Genomic DNA, 16,769 nt, shown 5'->3' with positions numbered 1-16,769 from the left:
TCAGTCAGTCACCAACGCCGACAACACCAGCTCGCAACTGCGCTGGCAGTACTGGCTGAGCACGTCGCGGATCTGCGTCAGGTCGCGGGCGATCACCGCCTGCAGCAGGCGGGCGAACAGCACGAGGAAATCGTTCATTTCCGCCTTGCGCCGGTCCAGGGCCAGGTAATAGGTACGGCTCATGGCCGGCTGCAGGTTTTCCACCGTCTCCTGCAGGTAAGGGTTGTTGGCGAACGGATAGGCGGCGCGCATCACCGCGAAGCTTTCCTCGACGAAGGCGCGGATGTCCTTGCGCTCGCAGGCTTGGCTCAGGCGCTGCTGAATGGCGAGGAACGGCGCCAGGTCGGCCTGGCTCTGGTAGCCGCTGGCCACGGCGTTGCCGAGCAGGATGTACAGCTCGCCCATCAGGGTGCACAGGCTGCGCACGTTGTGCTCGTTGAGTTCGGTCACATGGGCGCCACGACGGGGCAGGATGGTCACCAGATGACGCCGCTCAAGGATCAGCAAGGCTTCGCGCACCGAACCGCGGCTGACATTCAGCGCCTGGGTGACTTTCTGTTCCTGGATGCGCTCGGCGGGCTTGAGTACCCCACCGATGATCTGCTCGGCCAGGTGATGGGCAATTTGCTCGGAGAGGCTGTCCGGCGCCTTGAACGTCATGGTTTTCCTTCGAAATCGGTTAACGGCTAAAAACGCGGAAGTGTACCGCAAATGCCCTGCTGCCAGCATGAAAGGCGCCGTCAACTGCACGAAGGTACCGCTCAGGCTAGTCGAATCGTCGGCATGCTGCTTGCAGAGTTCCAGATTGAAAACGCGATGGTCGTGGCGTTGAGGCTGTAGGAGCGTGGCTTGCCCGCGAAGGACTGCGTAGCGGTCCTGAATCCGACAACAGGCAATATGGGACCGCTACGCAGTCCTTCGCGGGCAAGCCACGCTCCTACAAGAAGTGGCCACGCCTACGACAGACATCGTGTTCTCCTACACTGAAAGACAGCACTTCGGAGTTAGCCATGGAAATTTTCCTGACCTTTGAGTCAGAAAATCATTGACCGGAAAGTCAAGGCTGAATACATTCCGCTTCAGTCCGCTCAACAACAATAATTTCGCTTGTGAGGCCCTTCCGTGATCCAGTTTCTCTTGAACCAGGAATTGCGCAGTGAGCATGCCCTGGACCCCAACATGACGGTGCTCGAGTATCTGCGCGAGCATCTGGGAAAGACCGGTACCAAGGAGGGCTGCGCCAGTGGTGACTGCGGTGCCTGCTCGGTGGTGGTCGCCGAACTCACCCAGGAAGACGGCAAGGACAGCCTGCGCTACCGCAGCCTGAACTCCTGCCTGACCTTCGTTTCCTCGCTGCACGGCAAGCAGTTGATCAGCGTCGAGGGCCTGAAGCACCAGGGCAAGCTGCACAGCGTGCAGCAGGCGCTGGCCGACTGCCATGGCTCGCAGTGCGGCTTCTGCACCCCGGGCTTCGTCATGTCGCTGTTCGCCCTGCAGAAGAACAGCGATGCCCCGGACCTGCACAAGGCCCAGGAAGCCCTGGCCGGCAACCTGTGCCGCTGCACCGGCTACCGGCCGATCCTCGCCGCCGCCGACCAGGCCTGCTGCCAGGCCAGGCCCGACCAGTTCGACGCCGCCCAGGCGCAGACCATCGAGCGCCTCAAGGCCATCGCCCCGAGTGAAACCGGCGAGCTCAACAGCGGCGACAAGCGCTGCCTGGTGCCGCTGACCGTCGCCGACCTGGCCGACCTCTACGGCTCGCACCCGGAGGCCCGCCTGCTCGCCGGCGGCACCGACCTGGCCCTGGAAGTGACCCAGTTCCACCGCACCCTGCCGGTGATGATCTACGTGGGCAACGTCGCCGAACTGAAGCGCGTCGAGCATTTCGACGACCGTATCGAAATCGGCGCCGCTACCCCGCTGACCGACTGCTACGACGCCCTCAGCGCCGAGTACCCGGACTTCGGCGAGCTGCTGCACCGCTTCGCCTCGCTGCAGATCCGCAACCAGGGCACCCTCGGCGGCAACATCGGCAACGCCTCGCCGATCGGCGACTCGCCACCCCTGCTGATTGCCCTCGGCGCGCAAATTGTCCTGCGCAAGGGCAACGACAGCCGCACCCTGAAGCTGGAAGACTATTTCATCGACTACCGCGTCACCGCCCGCCAGGAAAGCGAGTTCATCGAGCGCATCATCGTGCCGAAACCCCGCGAGCACTGGGCGTTCCGCGCCTACAAGGTGTCCAAGCGCCTGGACGACGATATTTCCGCGGTGTGCGCGGCGTTCAACCTGCGCATCGAGAACGGTGTGATCGAACAGGCCCGGGTCGCCTTCGGCGGCATGGCGGCGATCCCGAAACGCGCCCGCGCCTGCGAGGCCGCGCTGACCGACAAACCGTTCAACCAGGCCACCCTGGAAAAGGCCTGCCTGGCCCTGGGCGAGGACTTCACCCCGCTCTCGGACTTCCGCGCGAGCAAGGAATACCGTCTGCTGGGCGCGCAGAACCTGCTGCGCAAGTACTTTGTCGAACTGCAAACACCGCACATCGAGACCCGGGTGACCGCTTATGTCTAACCATCATCACGTCGCCAAGAGCCAGGCGGAACTGGCCGAGCTGTTCAGCCAGGACCTGACCACCGGGGTCGGTCGCAGCGTCAAGCACGACAGCGCCGACAAACAGGTGTCCGGCGAAGCGGTGTACATCGACGACCGCCTGGAATTCCCCAACCAGTTGCACGTCTACGCGCGCACCGCAGACCGCGCCCACGCGCGCATCCTCAAGGTCGATACCAGCCCGTGCTACGCCTTCGAGGGCGTGCGCATCGCCATCACCCATGAAGACATCCCCGGCCTGAAGGACATCGGCCCGGTGGTCGCCGGCGATCCGCTGCTGGCCATCGACAAGGTGGAGTTCTTCGGCCAGCCGGTGGTCGCCGTGGCCGCCCGCGACCTGGACACCGCGCGCCGCGCGGCGATGGCGGCGATCATCGAGTACGAGGACCTGGAGCCGGTGCTCGACGTGGTCGAGGCCTTCCGCAAGAAGCACTTCGTCCTCGACAGCCACACCCACCAGCGCGGCGACTCGGCCAGCGCCCTGGCCAGCGCCCCGCACCGCCTGCAGGGCACGCTGCACATCGGCGGCCAGGAGCACTTCTACCTGGAGACCCAGGTGTCCTCGGTGATGCCTACCGAAGACGGCGGCATGATCGTCTACTGCTCGACGCAGAACCCCACCGAGGTGCAGAAGCTGGTGGCCGAAGTGCTCGACGTGCCGATGAACAAGATCGTCCTCGACATGCGCCGCATGGGCGGCGGCTTCGGCGGCAAGGAAACCCAGGCGGCCAGCCCGGCGTGCCTGTGCGCGGTAATCGCGCGCCTCACCGGCCAGCCGACCAAGATGCGCCTGCCACGGGTCGAAGACATGACCATGACCGGCAAGCGCCACCCCTTCTACGTCGAATACGACGTCGGCTTCGACGATAACGGCCGCCTGCACGGGATCGACTTCGATCTGGCGGGCAACTGCGGCTATTCCCCGGACCTGTCGGGTTCCATCGTCGATCGCGCGATGTTCCACTCGGACAACGCCTACTACCTCGGCGATGCTACCGTGCACGGCCACCGCTGCAAGACCAACACCGCGTCGAACACCGCCTACCGCGGCTTCGGCGGGCCGCAGGGGATGGTCGCCATCGAGGAGGTCATGGACCGTATCGCCCGCCACCTGGCACTTGATCCGCTGGCGGTGCGCAAGGCCAACTACTACGGCAAGACCGAGCGCAACGTCACCCACTACTACCAGACCGTCGAGCACAACATGCTCGAGGAGATGACCGCCGAGCTGGAAGCCAGCGCCGACTACGCCGAGCGCCGCGAGTCGATCCGCCGCTTCAACGCCAACAGCCCGATCCTCAAGAAAGGCCTGGCGCTGACCCCGGTGAAGTTCGGCATCTCGTTCACCGCGACCTTCCTCAACCAGGCCGGTGCGCTGATCCACATCTACACCGACGGCAGCATCCACCTGAACCATGGCGGCACCGAGATGGGCCAGGGCCTGAACACCAAGGTGGCGCAGGTGGTGGCGCAGGTGTTCCAGGTCGATTTCGAGCGTATCCAGATCACCGCGACCAACACCGACAAGGTGCCCAACACCTCGCCGACCGCGGCATCCAGCGGTGCCGACCTGAACGGCAAGGCCGCGCAGAACGCCGCCGAGATCATCAAGCAGCGCCTGGTCGAGTTCGCCGCGCGGCAGTACAAGGTCACCGAGGAAGACGTCGAGTTCCGCAACAACCATGTGCGCATCCGCGACGAGTTCATCACCTTCGAGACGCTGATCCAGCAGGCGTATTTCGCCCAGGTGTCGCTGTCGAGCACCGGTTTCTACCGCACGCCGAAGATCTTCTACGACCGCAACCAGGCCCGCGGCCGGCCGTTCTACTACTACGCCTTCGGCGCGGCGTGCTGCGAGGTGATCGTCGACACCCTGACCGGCGAGTACAAGATGCTGCGCACCGACATCCTGCATGACGTCGGCGCCTCGCTGAACCCGGCCATCGACATCGGCCAGGTCGAGGGCGGCTTCGTCCAGGGCATGGGCTGGCTGACCACCGAGGAACTGGTGTGGAACGCCAAGGGCAAGCTGATGACCAACGGCCCGGCCAGCTACAAGATCCCGGCGGTGGCGGACATGCCGATCGATCTGCGCGTGAAGCTGGTGGAGAACCGCAAGAACCCGGAAGACACGGTGTTCCATTCCAAGGCCGTGGGCGAGCCGCCGTTCATGCTGGGGATCGCCGCCTGGTGCGCGATCAAGGATGCGGTGGCGAGCATCGCCGACTACCGCGAGCAGCCGAACATCGATGCGCCGGCGACCCCGGAGCGGGTGCTGTGGGGCTGCGAGCAGATGAGGAAGGTGGTGGCCAAGCGAGAGGCAGCGGTCGAAGTCGAGGTGGTGACCGAATAAGGCGCCCGACCGGCCGGCCTCATCGCCGGCAACGCCGGCTCCCACAGGGTTCGCGGTGCACGCGGTCATTGTGGGAGCTGGCGTTGCCAGCGATGAGGCCCTCAAGGGCAACACAAGAATCCTGGAGAGGATCCACATCATGCATCAATGGATCAACGCCCTCGCCGACCTTCAGGCCCAGGGCGAACCCTGTGTCCTGGTGACCATCATCGAAGAGCGCGGCTCGACCCCGCGCAACGCTGGTTCGAAGATGGTGGTCAGTGCCTTCGACCTGTTCGACACCATCGGCGGCGGCCACCTCGAATACAAGGCCATGCACATCGCCCGCCAGATGCTCGCCGAAGGCCGCGAATCACCGCACCTGGAGCGCTTCAGCCTGGGCGCCAGCCTCGGCCAGTGCTGCGGCGGCGCCACGGTGCTGCTGTTCGAACCCATGGGCGCGGTGCAGGCGCAGATCGCCGTGTTCGGCGCAGGCCATGTCGGCCGCGCTCTGGTACCCTTGCTCGCCGCGCTGCCCTGCCGGGTACGCTGGATCGATTCGCGCGAGCAGGAATTCCCCGCGACCCTCCCCGCCGGGGTCAGCAAGATCGTCAGCGAAGAGCCGGTCGATGAGGTCGACGAACTGCCCCCGGGCAGCTATTGCATCGTCATGACCCACAACCACCAGCTCGACCTGGAACTCACCGCCGCCATCCTCAAGCGCAACGATTTCACCTGGTTCGGCCTGATCGGCTCGAAGACCAAGCGCGCCAAGTTCGAGCACCGCCTGCGCGACCGCGGCTTCGACGCCGAGCGCATGCAACGCATGCGCTGCCCGATGGGCCTGGCCGAGGTCAAGGGCAAGCTGCCGATCGAGATCGCCGTGTCCATCGCGGCCGAGATCATCGCCACCTACAACGCCAGCTTCGGCCAGCACAACCCGGCCGTGAACGCTGAACCCATCGCCCAACTGCTGCCGCCCTCCCGGCGCAGCCACGCCATCTGACGAGACCGTTATGAGCGCAACCCGCAAAGCCTACCGATCCGCCCTCCTGCACAGCATCGCCGACCCCGCCGACGTGGGCGTGGAAAACTCCTTCGAGTATTTCGAGGACGGCCTGCTGGTGGTCGACCAGGGCAGGATCAGCGCCCTGGGCCATGCCAGCGAGCTGCTGCCGAGCCTGCCCGCCGATATCGAGGTGGTGCACTACCAGGACGCCCTGATCACCCCGGGCTTCATCGACACCCATATCCACTTCCCGCAGACCGGCATGATCGGTTCCTACGGCGAGCAGTTGCTGGACTGGCTGAACACCTACACCTTCCCCTGCGAGAAGCAGTTCGCCGACAAGGCCCATGCCGACAAGGTGGCGAAGATCTTCATCGAGGAACTGCTGCGCAACGGCACCACCACCGCGCTGGTGTTCGGCAGCGTGCATCCGGAGTCGGTGAACGCCTTCTTCGAGCAGGCCGAGCGCCTCGACCTGCGGATGATCGCCGGCAAGGTGATGATGGACCGCAACGCCCCGGACTACCTGACCGACACTGCCGAATCCAGCTACAGCGAGAGCAAGGCGCTGATCGAGCGCTGGCACGGCAAGGGCCGCCTGCACTACGCGGTGACCCCGCGCTTCGCCCCGACCAGCACCCCGGAGCAACTGCAACTGGCCGGGCAACTGCTCGGTGAGTACCCGGACCTGTACATGCACACCCACCTGAGCGAGAACCTCAAGGAGATCGACTGGGTGAAATCGCTGTTCCCCGAGCAGAACGGCTACCTGGACGTGTACGACCACTTCAAGCTGCTCGGCGAGCGCTCGGTGTTCGCCCACGGCGTGCACCTGTGCGACGCCGAATGCCAGCGCCTGGCCGAAACCGGCTCAGCGGTGGCGTTCTGCCCGACGTCCAACCTGTTCCTCGGCAGCGGCCTGTTCAACCTGCCCCAGGCCGAGCAGTTCAAGGTCAAGGTCGGCCTGGGCACCGACGTCGGCGCCGGCACCAGCTTCTCGCTGCTCAATACGCTGAACGAGGCCTACAAGGTCATGCAGCTGCAGGGCGCGCGCCTGCATCCGTTCAAGTCGCTGTACCTGGCCACCCTCGGCGGTGCCCGGGCGCTGAGCCTGGATGACCGGATCGGCAGCCTCAAGGCCGGCAACGATGCCGACTTCGTGGTGCTCGACTACAAGGCCACGCCGCTGCTGGACTACCGCCTGCAGCAGTCCAACAGCATCGAGGAAACCCTGTTCGTGCTGACTACCCTGGGCGATGACCGGACCATCCGGCAGACCTTTGCCGCCGGTAACTGCGTGCACCAGCGCTAGGTTTTCCCTGCGCCGAAAACGCCGCGATACACCGCGCCGCCGATCACCGCCCCGATCAGCGGCGCCACCCAGAACAACCACAGCTGCTGGATCGCCCAGCCGCCCACCAGCAAGGCCGGCCCGGTGCTGCGCGCCGGGTTGACCGAGGTGTTGGTCACGGGAATGGAGATCAGGTGGATCAGCGTCAGCGCCAGGCCGATGGCGATCGGCGCGAAGCCCGCCGGGGCGCGCGAATCGGTGGCCCCCATGATGATCAGGATGAACATCGCGGTCATCGCCACCTCGCTGGCAAATCCCGCCGCCAACGAATAGCCCTGCGGCGAATGCTCGCCGTAGCCGTTGGACGCCAGTCCCGACGACAGCTCGAAACCGGCCTTGCCGCTGGCGATGACGTAGATCAGCGCTGCCGCGACGATGGCGCCGATCACCTGGGCAACGATGTAGGGCAGCAGCTCCCGCGGCGGAAAACGCCCGCCCACCACCAGGCCCAGCGATACCGCGGGATTGAGATGACAACCGGAGATATGACCAATGGCGAACGCCATGGTCAGGACCGTCAGGCCGAAGGCGATGGACACGCCCACCAGGCCAATGCCGACCAGATTGGTGCCGGTCGGAAACGACGCCGCCAGCACCGCACTGCCACAACCACCCAACACCAGCCAGAATGTCCCTATCAATTCAGCCGCCATGCGTTTGCCAAGGGGCATAGACATCTGTCGATCCTCAAGAAGCGGTACGCCGATAAGCGCAAGCCCAACTGCCTTGATGAAGGTTTGCGAACCTGTAGCAGAATCAATCTAGCAGAGCGGCAAACGCCCGCCAGCCGGGGCTGCAAACGAAACGGGGCCGTTGCGCCGCCACCTCATTGGTGACAGCGCAACGGCCCCGTTCTGGCGCCGAAAGCGTCAGCCTTTGGCTGGCACCGAACTACCGCGCTTCTTGCTCTGCAGCAGGTGCGAGAACACCGCGTGGAGGTCGTCCGAGGCGCTTTCCTCGTCGAGGTTGAGCTTGCTGTCGATGTGGTCCATGTGGTGCATCATCAGGTCCACCGCCTTGGCCGCGTCGCGGGCCTCGATGGCGTCGATCAGCTGCATGTGCTCGTCATAGGAGCAGTGCGAGCGGTTGCCGCTTTCGTACTGGGCGATGATCAGCGAGGTCTGCGACACCAGGCTGCGCTGGAAGCTGATCAGCGGCGCATTGCCGGCGGCTTCGGCGAGCTTGAGGTGGAATTCGCCGGAGAGACGGATACCGGCGCCACGATCGCCACGGGAGAAGCTGTCGCGCTCTTCGCGGACCATCTCGCGCAGCTCGTTGAGTTGCTCGGCGGTGGCGTGCTGCACGGCGAGCTCGGTGATCGCCCGCTCCACCATGCGCCGCGAGAAGAACACCTGGCGGGCTTCCTCGACGGTCGGGCTGGCGACTACCGCGCCGCGGTTGGGCCGCAGCAGGACCACGCTTTCATGGGCCAGGCGCGACAGCGCGCGGCGGATGATGGTACGGCTGACGCCGAAGATCTCGCCCAGTGCTTCCTCACTCAACTTGGTACCCGGTGCCAGCCGTTGTTCGAGGATGGCTTCGAAGATATGCGCGTAGACGATGTCATCCTGGGTGCCGCTGCGGCCACCGGTCTTGCCGGCCCGCGGGGTTTTCTTGAGGGGTTGTAGCTGTTCGTTCATGGGCACTCGCGCACGGAGATTCACCGATCGGACCTCGACTGTAATACCAGCCAGTGGGGCGATGGCAAGTCCTGGGTAGAAAATTAACGGCAGAAGGTATTGCCGCATTGTACACAGCAATCGGCATTTCTGCAGGCACGGTGGTTCGTTATAGCCCCTGCGACCAGGAATGTGCGCACATCTAATAAAACAGTATTTGCATTCTTTGTATACAAAAGGATAATCCACCGGCAGCAACCTGACTTCTGAGTCAACTAATCAGGATGCTTCGCCAAACACCTTCCCTCGCAGAGCCCCCAGTGACTAGCGCAGGACCAGCTCTGAAAAAACAAGAAAGACTTGAGGAGTACTCGCTGTGGAAAGCCGCAAATCCGACGCACCTACGCTGGATCTCGCGCCACCGCTCGAAACGAGCTGGCTGGAACGGATTTTCAAACTCAAGCAACACGGCACCAGCATCAAGACCGAAATGATCGCCGGCGTGACGACCTTCATCACCATGGCCTACATCATCTTCGTCAACCCCAACATCATGGCCGATGCCGGCATCGATCACGGTGCGGCCTTCGTCGCCACCTGCATCGCCGCCGCCCTCGGCTGCCTGCTGATGGGGCTCTACGCCAACTGGCCGGTCGGGCTGGCACCCGGCATGGGCCTGAACGCCTTCTTCACCTACACCGTGGTCGGGACCATGGGCTACACCTGGGAGGCCGCACTGGGCGCGGTGTTCGTTTCCGGGGTGCTGTTCATGTTCCTGACCCTTTCCCGCGTGCGCGAATGGCTGCTCAACAGCATCCCGGTCAGCCTTCGTCACGCCATGGGCGCCGGCGTCGGATTGTTTCTCGGACTGATCGGCTTGAAAACCGCGGGCATCGTCGTCGACAGCCCGGCCACCCTGATCAAGCTCGGCCACCTCAATGAGGCCGGTCCGCTGCTGGCGGCAGTGTGCTTCCTGATGATCGCGGTGCTCAGCTACCACCGGGTGTTCGGCGCGATCCTCATCAGCATCATCAGCGTGACCCTGGCCGGCTGGGGCCTGGGCCTGGTGGAGTACGGCGGGGTGTTCTCGCTGCCGCCGAGCCTGGCACCGACCTGGATGGCCATGGACGTGGCCGGGGTGTTCAACGTCAGCATGATCGCCGTGGTCCTGGCGTTCCTCTTCGTGCATATGTTCGACACCGCCGGGACCCTGATGGGCGTGGCGCAACGAGCCAACCTGGTGAATGCCGACGGGCGCATCGAAAACCTGTCCCGCGCCTTGAAGGCCGACAGTGCGTCGAGCGTCTTCGGTGCGGTGGTCGGCGTGCCGCCGGTGACCAGCTATGTGGAGAGCGCCGCGGGCGTGGCCGCCGGCGGGCGTACCGGCCTGACCGCGGTGGTGGTGGGCCTGCTGTTCGTCGCGGCGATGTTCTTCGCCCCGCTGGCCGGCATGATTCCGGCGTATGCCACGGCTGGCGCGCTGATCTATGTGGCGATGCTGATGATGGGCAGCATGGCGCATATCGAGTGGGACGAAGCCACCGACAGCATCCCGGCGATCGTCACCGTGATCATGATGCCGCTGACCTTCTCGGTCGCCGATGGTATCGCCCTGGGCTTCATCACCTACGTGGTACTCAAGGCCTTCACCGGCAAGCACAAGGAGATTTCCGCCAGCTTGTGGGTGCTGTGCGCGATCTTCATCGCCAAGTTCATCTTCCTCTGACGGGAATTGGCGGGAACAAGGAGCCTCACCTTCGGGTGGGGCTTTTTCATTCCCCCAATGGCCGGTCATGACGTGGTGGATGCCGCCTTGCGCCCCTGCACCGCACGCCCCTTGCGCATGCCGATGGCGAGTGCCGCCAGAATCAGCGCCATGGAAATCCACTCCCACCTGCCCGGCGCCTGATGGACGATGAAGACCGAACTGACGGTTCCAAACACAGGAATCAGCAGCGACAGAGGCGCCACCTTCGACGCTGGATATTCGCGCAGCAGGAGATTCCATCCCCAATAGCAGAAGTGCGTGGCGGCATAGACCTGAAAGGCCAGTGAGAAAACCGCAACCGCGTTCACCTGGGACGCCAATGTGAAAAACGGCGCCGGGCCATGCAGATACCAGGTCAGCAACAGCAAGGGGATCGGCGGAAAAAGACTGGCCCACACCACGAAGGCGAAGATCTCCTTCACCCGGGATACCTTGATGATCACGTTGCCGATGCTCCAGGCCAAGGCACTGATCATCACCAGCAGAAAGCCCATCGTCGTAGCGTTTCCCGGACTTCCCATGAGTATTCCGATCAGGCCGAGCGCGGCCAGTGCCATGCCGAGCAACTGCGGCCATGTCAGGACTTCGCGGAACAACAGGACGCCCCAGCCCAGGGTGAAGAACGCACTGAACTGAATCAGCAGCGACGCGCTGCCGGGTGGCACGCCCAGGGCTATTCCCAGATTGATCAGGGCCCACATGGCTACGCCGAAGATCAGTCCATAAGCGGCGAGCCAGCGGATTGCGATGCGAGGACGCTTGACCAGGAAAATCCAGGGAAAGGCGGCAAGCGCAAAGCGAATGGCCGTCAGCAGCAGGGGATCGATTCGGGCAAGGCCCAGTTTGGTGATCGGGAAGTTGGCTCCCCACACGGCCGTGACGCACACGGCGAGAATCAGGTGTTTTCTGTGCATTGGTCTGGCGTTCTTTTCTGCGGTCATGGCGGAGCGCCTTGACGTCCATGCCAATGTGCCTCGACCATGGATGGCCCGCTTTCAATTCAAGGTCAACCAGAGCCAGAACCGGGCCATGCACATGACAGCTACCGACATCTACGCCGACACGCCTTGCGATGTTGTGGTGACCAGGAAGGACTACGCCGATGGCGAGTTGTTTCCAAGACATAGCCACCGTCGCGGCCAGTTTGCCTACGCCGCCTGTGGCGTCATCACCGTGGAAACCGACAGGGGCAACTGGGCCGTCCCGCCATTGAGGGCGATCTGGGTACCGGCGGGTCTTCCTCACGCCATGCAGATGCGTGGCCCTGTGACGATGCTCAATACCTATGTGCGTCCACAGGCCGCGCAGCGCGTGGGGCTCCCCCGATCCTGCCAGGTCTTCGGCGTGTCACCGTTGCTGCAGCAGTTGCTGGCGAGCGCAACCGAAGCCCCCACCCACGACCCCAGCGAGGAACGCAATGGCTACCTGATGGGGCTGCTGCTTCATGAAATGGCCAGCATGCCATCGCTGTCGCTCAATGCCCCCCTACCCGATGAGCCACGCCTCGCGACGGCCTGTCGCGAGTTTCTCGCCGCGCCCTCGCTGGGTATCGGGATCGACGCCATGGCGCAGCGCGCGGGCATGAGTCGCCGCACGTTCACCCGGCAGTTTCGCCAGCACACGGGCATCAGCTTCCTCGAATGGCGGCAGCAGGCCTGCCTGCTGGCGGCCATTGTCCAGCTGGGCAACGGCGACGCCGTCACACGGGTGGCGATGGAGCTTGGCTACAGCAGTCCCAGCGCCTTCTCGACGGTATTCAAGGGCGTCCTCGGCGAAGTGCCAAGCCAGTACTTTCCGGGGCGCTCAGCGATGCGCCCGCTGAGCGCAGGACAAAAACCGCGGACGAAAAAAAGCCCGCCAGTGTGAGCGGGCCAAGGACCTACGAAGATTCTTCTAGCGACCAACTAGCTTCCACGATAGGTCGAATAACTGTAAGGCGAGATCAGCAGCGGCACATGGTAGTGATCCTGCTTGTCATTGATGCCGAAGCGCAGCACCACCACGTCGAGGAACGCCGGTTCGGGCAGTTGCACACCACGGGCGCGGTAGTAGTCGCCGGCGCTGAACTGCAGCTGGTAGACACCACTGCGGTAGTCGTCACCCTGCAGCAGCGGCGCGTCGACGCGGCCATCGCTGTTGGTCAGGGCAGTGGTCACCAGCTCCAGCTGCTGGCCTTCGACCCGGTACAGCTCGACCTTGATCGAACTGCCAGGGCAGCCATGCGCGGCATCCAGTACATGCGTGGTCAAACGTCCCATTGCTTGCTCGCCTCTTGTTCACTCTATGGGCAGAAAATACCCGCCTGCACCTCGGAGAAACACGGCAGCAAGCGGCTGTGAACGCATTAAGACACTTTCCCGAAAAATTGTACACAATTTTTCTTGCGATTTTCCGATTCAGTTCTACCCGCCCCTGGAAATACGCCATTAGTCGCAAAGCCATGGCCTATATAGACGTCGCCGTCATTAGCTGACCAATCAGGCAGGTTTCTTGCACACCCTTCCATAGACGGAGGGAGAAAGAAAAGGGAAAAAACAGGCTTACAAATCGTAAATAAAGTTGTATACAATCACTCCATCGTCGTGGCCCCACACAATCTCGTGCACGCCACCACCCTCCGCTTTGACGAACAAGAAGGAAGACTGCAGTGAGCGCTGACTACCCTCGCGACCTGATCGGTTACGGCAATACCCCTCCCCATCCGCACTGGCCGGGGAATGCCCGCGTTGCGCTGTCTTTCGTGCTCAATTACGAAGAAGGTGGCGAACGCAACATTCTTCACGGCGACAAGGAATCCGAAGCCTTCCTCTCCGAGATGGTCGCCGCCCAGCCGCTGCAGGGCGCGCGCAACATGAGCATGGAATCGCTGTACGAATATGGTAGCCGCGCCGGCGTCTGGCGCCTGCTCAAGCTGTTCAAGGACAGCGGCGTGCCGCTGACCATCTTCGCCGTGGCCATGGCCGCCCAGCGTCACCCGGACGTGATCCGCGCCATGGTCGAGGCCGGCCACGAGATCTGCAGCCACGGCTACCGCTGGATCGACTACCAGTACATGGACGAGGCCCAGGAACGCGAGCACATGCTCGAAGCCATCCGCATCCTCACCGAACTCACCGGCGAACGTCCGCTGGGCTGGTACACCGGCCGCACCGGGCCGAACACCCGCCGCCTGGTCATGGAGGAAGGCGGCTTCCTCTACGACAGCGACACCTACGACGACGACCTGCCCTACTGGGAACCGAACAACCCGACCGGCAAGCCGCACCTGGTGATCCCCTACACCCTGGACACCAACGACATGCGCTTCACCCAGGTCCAGGGCTTCAACTGCGGCGAGCAGTTCTTCCAGTACCTGAAGGACGCCTTCGACGTGCTCTACGAGGAAGGCGCCGAAGCACCGAAGATGCTCTCCATCGGCCTGCACTGCCGCCTGGTCGGCCGTCCGGCACGCCTGGCCGCGCTCAAGCGCTTCATCGACTACGCCAAGAGCCACGACCAGGTCTGGTTCGCCCGTCGCGTGGACATCGCCCGCCACTGGCACGCCACCCACCCTTTCCAAGCCGAGACCGCGAAATGACCGCCTTCAAGACCCTGACCCCTTCGACCCTGGACCGTGCCGCATTCGTCGAGGCCTTCGCCGACATCTACGAGCACTCGCCCTGGGTCGCCGAAAAAGCCTACGACCTGGGTCAACTGGCGGAACTGGATCAGATCGAGAACCTGCACCAGCGCATGAGCGACATCCTCCTCAGCGCCGACCACGCCGCCCAGCTGGCGCTGATCAACGCTCACCCGGACCTCGCCGGCAAGGCCGCGATCCAGGGCGAGCTGACCGAGTCGAGCACCAACGAACAGGCCGGCGCCGGTATCCACCAGTGCACCGCCGAAGAGTTCGCCCGCTTCACCGAACTCAACGACGCCTACAAAGCGAAATTCAAGTTCCCGTTCATCATGGCGGTGAAGGGCAGCAACCGGCACCAGATCCTCGCCTCCTTCGAAACCCGCATCCACAACGATGCCGAGGCCGAGTTCAAGGAAGCCCTGGCGCAGATCAACCTGATCGCCCTGTTCCGCCTGCTGCAACTGTAAGACCCGCGCCGGCCTGCCGGCGCCCGTAGCCTGACAACAACACAGAATTCAGAGAATAAAAGCATGCGTACTCTTGTGATCGAGCCCCTGACCAAAGAAGCCTTCGCCCCGTTCGGTGACGTGATCGAAACCGATGGCAGCGACCACTTCATGATCAACAACGGCTCGACCATGCGCTTCCACAAGCTGGCGACGGTCGAGACCGCGCAGCCGGAAGACAAGGCGATCATCAGCATCTTCCGCGCCGACGCGCTGGACATGCCGCTGACCGTACGCATGCTGGAACGCCATCCGCTGGGCAGCCAGGCTTTCATTCCGCTGCTCGGCAACCCCTTTCTGATCGTGGTCGCGCCGGTTGGCGATGCACCTGTATCAGGTCACGTCCGTGCCTTCATGAGCAATGGCAGGCAGGGCGTCAATTACCATCGCGGCGTCTGGCACCACCCGGTGCTGACGATCGAAAAGCGGGATGACTTCCTGGTGGTTGATCGCAGTGGTTCCGGCAACAACTGCGACGAGCATTTCTTTACCGAGGATGAGCAACTGATCCTCAATCCCCACCAATAAGAGAAGGCTGGCCATCGCCCCGCGGTGACCGGCAAGAGGTACAAGACTGTGGAAGCACATCTGTTGGAATGGCTGAACCTGAGCGTGCGCTGGGTTCACATGATCACTGGCGTGGCCTGGATCGGCGCGTCGTTCTATTTCGTCTGGCTGGAAAACAACCTGAACCGCGCCAACCCGCGTGACGGGCTGTCGGGTGACCTCTGGGCGATCCACGGTGGCGGTATCTACCACCTGGAGAAATACAAGCTGGCCCCGCCGAAAATGCCCGAGAACCTGCACTGGTTCAAATGGGAAGCCTACTTCACCTGGATGTCCGGGATCGCCCTGCTGTGCCTGGTGTTCTACTGGCAGCCGACCCTGTACCTGCTGAAACCGGGCAGCACCCTGACCGGCTTCGAAGGCGTGACCATCGGTGTCGCTTCGCTGATCGCCGCCTGGTTCATCTACGACTTCCTCTGCGACTCGCCACTGGGCAAGCAACCCGCCCTGCTCGGCCTGGTCCTGTTCGTCCTGATCATCGCGGCGTGCTTCGGCTTCAGCCAGGTGTTCAGCGGTCGTGGCGCGTACCTGCACACCGGCGCGATCATCGGCACCATCATGGTCGGCAACGTGTTCCGCATCATCATGCCGGCCCAGCGCCAGCTGGTGGCCGCGATCGAAGCCAACACCACCCCGGATCCGGTACTGCCGGCCAAGGGCCTGCTGCGCTCGCGTCACAACAACTACTTCACCCTGCCGGTGCTGTTCATCATGATCAGCAACCACTTCCCGAGCACCTACGGCAGCGAATACAACTGGGCGATCCTGGCCGGTATCGCGGTAGCTGCGGTCCTCATCCGCCACTACTTCAACACCCGCCACGACAGCAACAAGTACGCCTGGGCCCTGCCCGTCGGCGCCCTGGCGATGATCAGCCTGGCCTACGTCACCGGTCCCAAGCCGTTGCCGACCGCGCCTGAACAGGCTGCCGCGAAGATCCAGTACCAGCCGCTGCCGGAAACCGCACTGGGTGGCAAGACTGCCGCCGAGAAAGCCGAGGAAGAGCAAGCCGCTGCCTGGCAGGCCGCCCAGGCCAAGCCTGCCGAACCTGCTGCGCCTGCCGCGCCTGCCGAAGCGCCAGCCCAGGCGACCGCCGCAGCCCAGGCTGCCGGTGGTGGTTTCGACAAGATCCACAGCGTCATCCAGGAACGTTGCACCGTGTGCCATTCGGCCAAGCCGACCAGCCCGCTGTTCAGCACCGCGCCAGCCGGCGTGATGCTCGACACCCCGCAACAGATCCAGGCCATGGCTCCGCGTATCCAGGCCCAGGCCGTCGCCAGCCAGATCATGCCACTGGGCAACATCACCCAGATGACGGCCGAGGAACGCAAACTGGTCGGTGACTGGATCGCCAAGGGCGCCCCGGTCAACTGATCCATCGC

The 16,769-nt window shown here is 63.6% G+C and carries 15 protein-coding genes; 10 read left to right on the top strand and 5 right to left on the bottom strand.

Going from position 1 to position 16,769, the window contains the following annotated elements:
* The gene (locus RTI28_RS01600; protein WP_316918819.1) at window positions 1–660 is read right to left on the bottom strand and encodes a GntR family transcriptional regulator; all 660 of its coding nucleotides are present in this window, start codon (window positions 658–660) and stop codon (window positions 1–3) included.
* A 462-nt stretch (window positions 661–1,122) separates the two neighbouring features.
* Here RTI28_RS01600 and xdhA point away from each other — a divergent pair, with 462 nt between their 5' ends.
* The 4 genes from xdhA to guaD all read left to right on the top strand — a co-directional run bounded on the left by xdhA (window position 1,123) and on the right by guaD (window position 7,266).
* Window positions 1,123–2,574: a xanthine dehydrogenase small subunit gene (gene xdhA / locus RTI28_RS01595; RefSeq protein WP_316918818.1), complete on the top strand. Its 1,452-nt coding sequence runs from the start codon at window positions 1,123–1,125 to the stop codon at window positions 2,572–2,574.
* Complete coding sequence (gene xdhB / locus RTI28_RS01590; RefSeq protein ID WP_316918817.1) at window positions 2,567–4,966, top strand: xanthine dehydrogenase molybdopterin binding subunit; 2,400 nt, start codon at window positions 2,567–2,569, stop codon at window positions 4,964–4,966. Before xdhA ends, xdhB begins: the two co-directional genes overlap by 8 nt.
* A 139-nt stretch (window positions 4,967–5,105) precedes the next feature.
* Window positions 5,106–5,951, top strand: coding sequence for a xanthine dehydrogenase accessory protein XdhC (xdhC, locus tag RTI28_RS01585; RefSeq protein ID WP_316918816.1), 846 nt, complete (start codon window positions 5,106–5,108; stop codon window positions 5,949–5,951).
* A gap of 10 nt (window positions 5,952–5,961) precedes the next feature.
* Window positions 5,962–7,266 carry a guanine deaminase gene (gene guaD / locus RTI28_RS01580; RefSeq protein ID WP_316918815.1) on the top strand — a complete coding sequence of 435 codons (1,305 nt, stop codon included), beginning with the start codon at window positions 5,962–5,964 and terminating at the stop codon, window positions 7,264–7,266.
* Here the strand turns inward: guaD and aqpZ are convergent.
* Together aqpZ and RTI28_RS01570 are read right to left on the bottom strand one after the other, a co-directional pair.
* The gene (gene aqpZ, locus RTI28_RS01575) at window positions 7,263–7,982 is read right to left on the bottom strand and encodes an aquaporin Z (RefSeq protein WP_316918814.1); all 720 of its coding nucleotides are present in this window, start codon (window positions 7,980–7,982) and stop codon (window positions 7,263–7,265) included. The genes guaD and aqpZ overlap by 4 nt on opposite strands.
* Before the next feature lie 192 nt (window positions 7,983–8,174).
* On the bottom strand, window positions 8,175–8,945 hold the full coding sequence (locus RTI28_RS01570; protein WP_042123248.1) for a GntR family transcriptional regulator: 771 nt from the start codon (window positions 8,943–8,945) through the stop codon (window positions 8,175–8,177).
* A 469-nt stretch (window positions 8,946–9,414) separates the two neighbouring features.
* Between RTI28_RS01570 and RTI28_RS01565 the strand changes: the two genes are divergently transcribed.
* On the top strand, window positions 9,415–10,650 hold the full coding sequence (locus RTI28_RS01565; RefSeq protein ID WP_316919106.1) for an NCS2 family permease: 1,236 nt from the start codon (window positions 9,415–9,417) through the stop codon (window positions 10,648–10,650).
* A gap of 65 nt (window positions 10,651–10,715) precedes the next feature.
* Here the strand turns inward: RTI28_RS01565 and RTI28_RS01560 are convergent, their stop codons facing one another.
* The gene (locus tag RTI28_RS01560) at window positions 10,716–11,606 is read right to left on the bottom strand and encodes an EamA family transporter (RefSeq protein ID WP_316919105.1); all 891 of its coding nucleotides are present in this window, start codon (window positions 11,604–11,606) and stop codon (window positions 10,716–10,718) included.
* 115 nt (window positions 11,607–11,721) lie between these two features.
* On the opposite strand from RTI28_RS01560, the gene RTI28_RS01555 reads away from it, so the two are divergent.
* The gene (locus tag RTI28_RS01555) at window positions 11,722–12,558 is read left to right on the top strand and encodes a helix-turn-helix transcriptional regulator (RefSeq protein WP_316919104.1); all 837 of its coding nucleotides are present in this window, start codon (window positions 11,722–11,724) and stop codon (window positions 12,556–12,558) included.
* Between the two features lie 38 nt (window positions 12,559–12,596).
* On the opposite strand, the gene uraH is transcribed toward RTI28_RS01555, so the two are convergent.
* Window positions 12,597–12,950, bottom strand: a complete 354-nt coding sequence (gene uraH, locus RTI28_RS01550; protein ID WP_009396156.1) for a hydroxyisourate hydrolase — start codon at window positions 12,948–12,950, stop codon at window positions 12,597–12,599.
* A gap of 389 nt (window positions 12,951–13,339) precedes the next feature.
* Between uraH and puuE the strand changes: the two genes are divergently transcribed.
* From puuE to RTI28_RS01530, 4 genes are all read left to right on the top strand, one after another.
* Window positions 13,340–14,269, top strand: a complete 930-nt coding sequence (puuE, locus tag RTI28_RS01545) for an allantoinase PuuE (protein ID WP_316918813.1) — start codon at window positions 13,340–13,342, stop codon at window positions 14,267–14,269.
* A complete protein-coding gene (uraD, locus tag RTI28_RS01540) occupies window positions 14,266–14,781 on the top strand; it encodes a 2-oxo-4-hydroxy-4-carboxy-5-ureidoimidazoline decarboxylase (RefSeq protein WP_316918812.1) in 516 nt (171 codons plus the stop codon). Before puuE ends, uraD begins: the two co-directional genes overlap by 4 nt.
* Before the next feature lie 63 nt (window positions 14,782–14,844).
* Complete coding sequence (locus RTI28_RS01535) at window positions 14,845–15,348, top strand: ureidoglycolate lyase (protein WP_075802579.1); 504 nt, start codon at window positions 14,845–14,847, stop codon at window positions 15,346–15,348.
* Window positions 15,349–15,396: 48 nt separating this feature from the next.
* Window positions 15,397–16,761 (top strand): urate hydroxylase PuuD, encoded by a 1,365-nt coding sequence (locus RTI28_RS01530; RefSeq protein WP_316918811.1) that lies wholly within the window; start codon window positions 15,397–15,399, stop codon window positions 16,759–16,761.
* Window positions 16,762–16,769 lie beyond the last annotated feature (8 nt).

It is taken from the genome of Pseudomonas sp. zfem002 (genome assembly GCF_032621685.1).
In the GTDB taxonomy this organism is placed as follows: domain Bacteria; phylum Pseudomonadota; class Gammaproteobacteria; order Pseudomonadales; family Pseudomonadaceae; genus Aquipseudomonas; species Aquipseudomonas japonica.
Note: the sequence above shows the minus strand (reverse complement) of the source record. Positions and strands in the feature narration are given on the sequence as shown.

What these genes read in the sequence shown, in the direction of transcription:
- RTI28_RS01555 (WP_316919104.1), top strand. Translation starts at nt 11,722, where the DNA reads ATGCACATGACAGCTACCGACATCTACGCCGACACGCCTTGCGATGTT.
- xdhB (WP_316918817.1), top strand. Translation starts at nt 2,567, where the DNA reads ATGTCTAACCATCATCACGTCGCCAAGAGCCAGGCGGAACTGGCCGAG.
- RTI28_RS01570 (WP_042123248.1), bottom strand. Translation starts at nt 8,945, where the DNA reads ATGAACGAACAGCTACAACCCCTCAAGAAAACCCCGCGGGCCGGCAAG.
- uraD (WP_316918812.1), top strand. Translation starts at nt 14,266, where the DNA reads ATGACCGCCTTCAAGACCCTGACCCCTTCGACCCTGGACCGTGCCGCA.
- uraH (WP_009396156.1), bottom strand. Translation starts at nt 12,950, where the DNA reads ATGGGACGTTTGACCACGCATGTACTGGATGCCGCGCATGGCTGCCCT.
- RTI28_RS01600 (WP_316918819.1), bottom strand. Translation starts at nt 660, where the DNA reads ATGACGTTCAAGGCGCCGGACAGCCTCTCCGAGCAAATTGCCCATCAC.
- RTI28_RS01565 (WP_316919106.1), top strand. Translation starts at nt 9,415, where the DNA reads ATGATCGCCGGCGTGACGACCTTCATCACCATGGCCTACATCATCTTC.
- guaD (WP_316918815.1), top strand. Translation starts at nt 5,962, where the DNA reads ATGAGCGCAACCCGCAAAGCCTACCGATCCGCCCTCCTGCACAGCATC.
- RTI28_RS01560 (WP_316919105.1), bottom strand. Translation starts at nt 11,606, where the DNA reads ATGCACAGAAAACACCTGATTCTCGCCGTGTGCGTCACGGCCGTGTGG.
- RTI28_RS01535 (WP_075802579.1), top strand. Translation starts at nt 14,845, where the DNA reads ATGCGTACTCTTGTGATCGAGCCCCTGACCAAAGAAGCCTTCGCCCCG.
- xdhC (WP_316918816.1), top strand. Translation starts at nt 5,106, where the DNA reads ATGCATCAATGGATCAACGCCCTCGCCGACCTTCAGGCCCAGGGCGAA.
- aqpZ (WP_316918814.1), bottom strand. Translation starts at nt 7,982, where the DNA reads ATGTCTATGCCCCTTGGCAAACGCATGGCGGCTGAATTGATAGGGACA.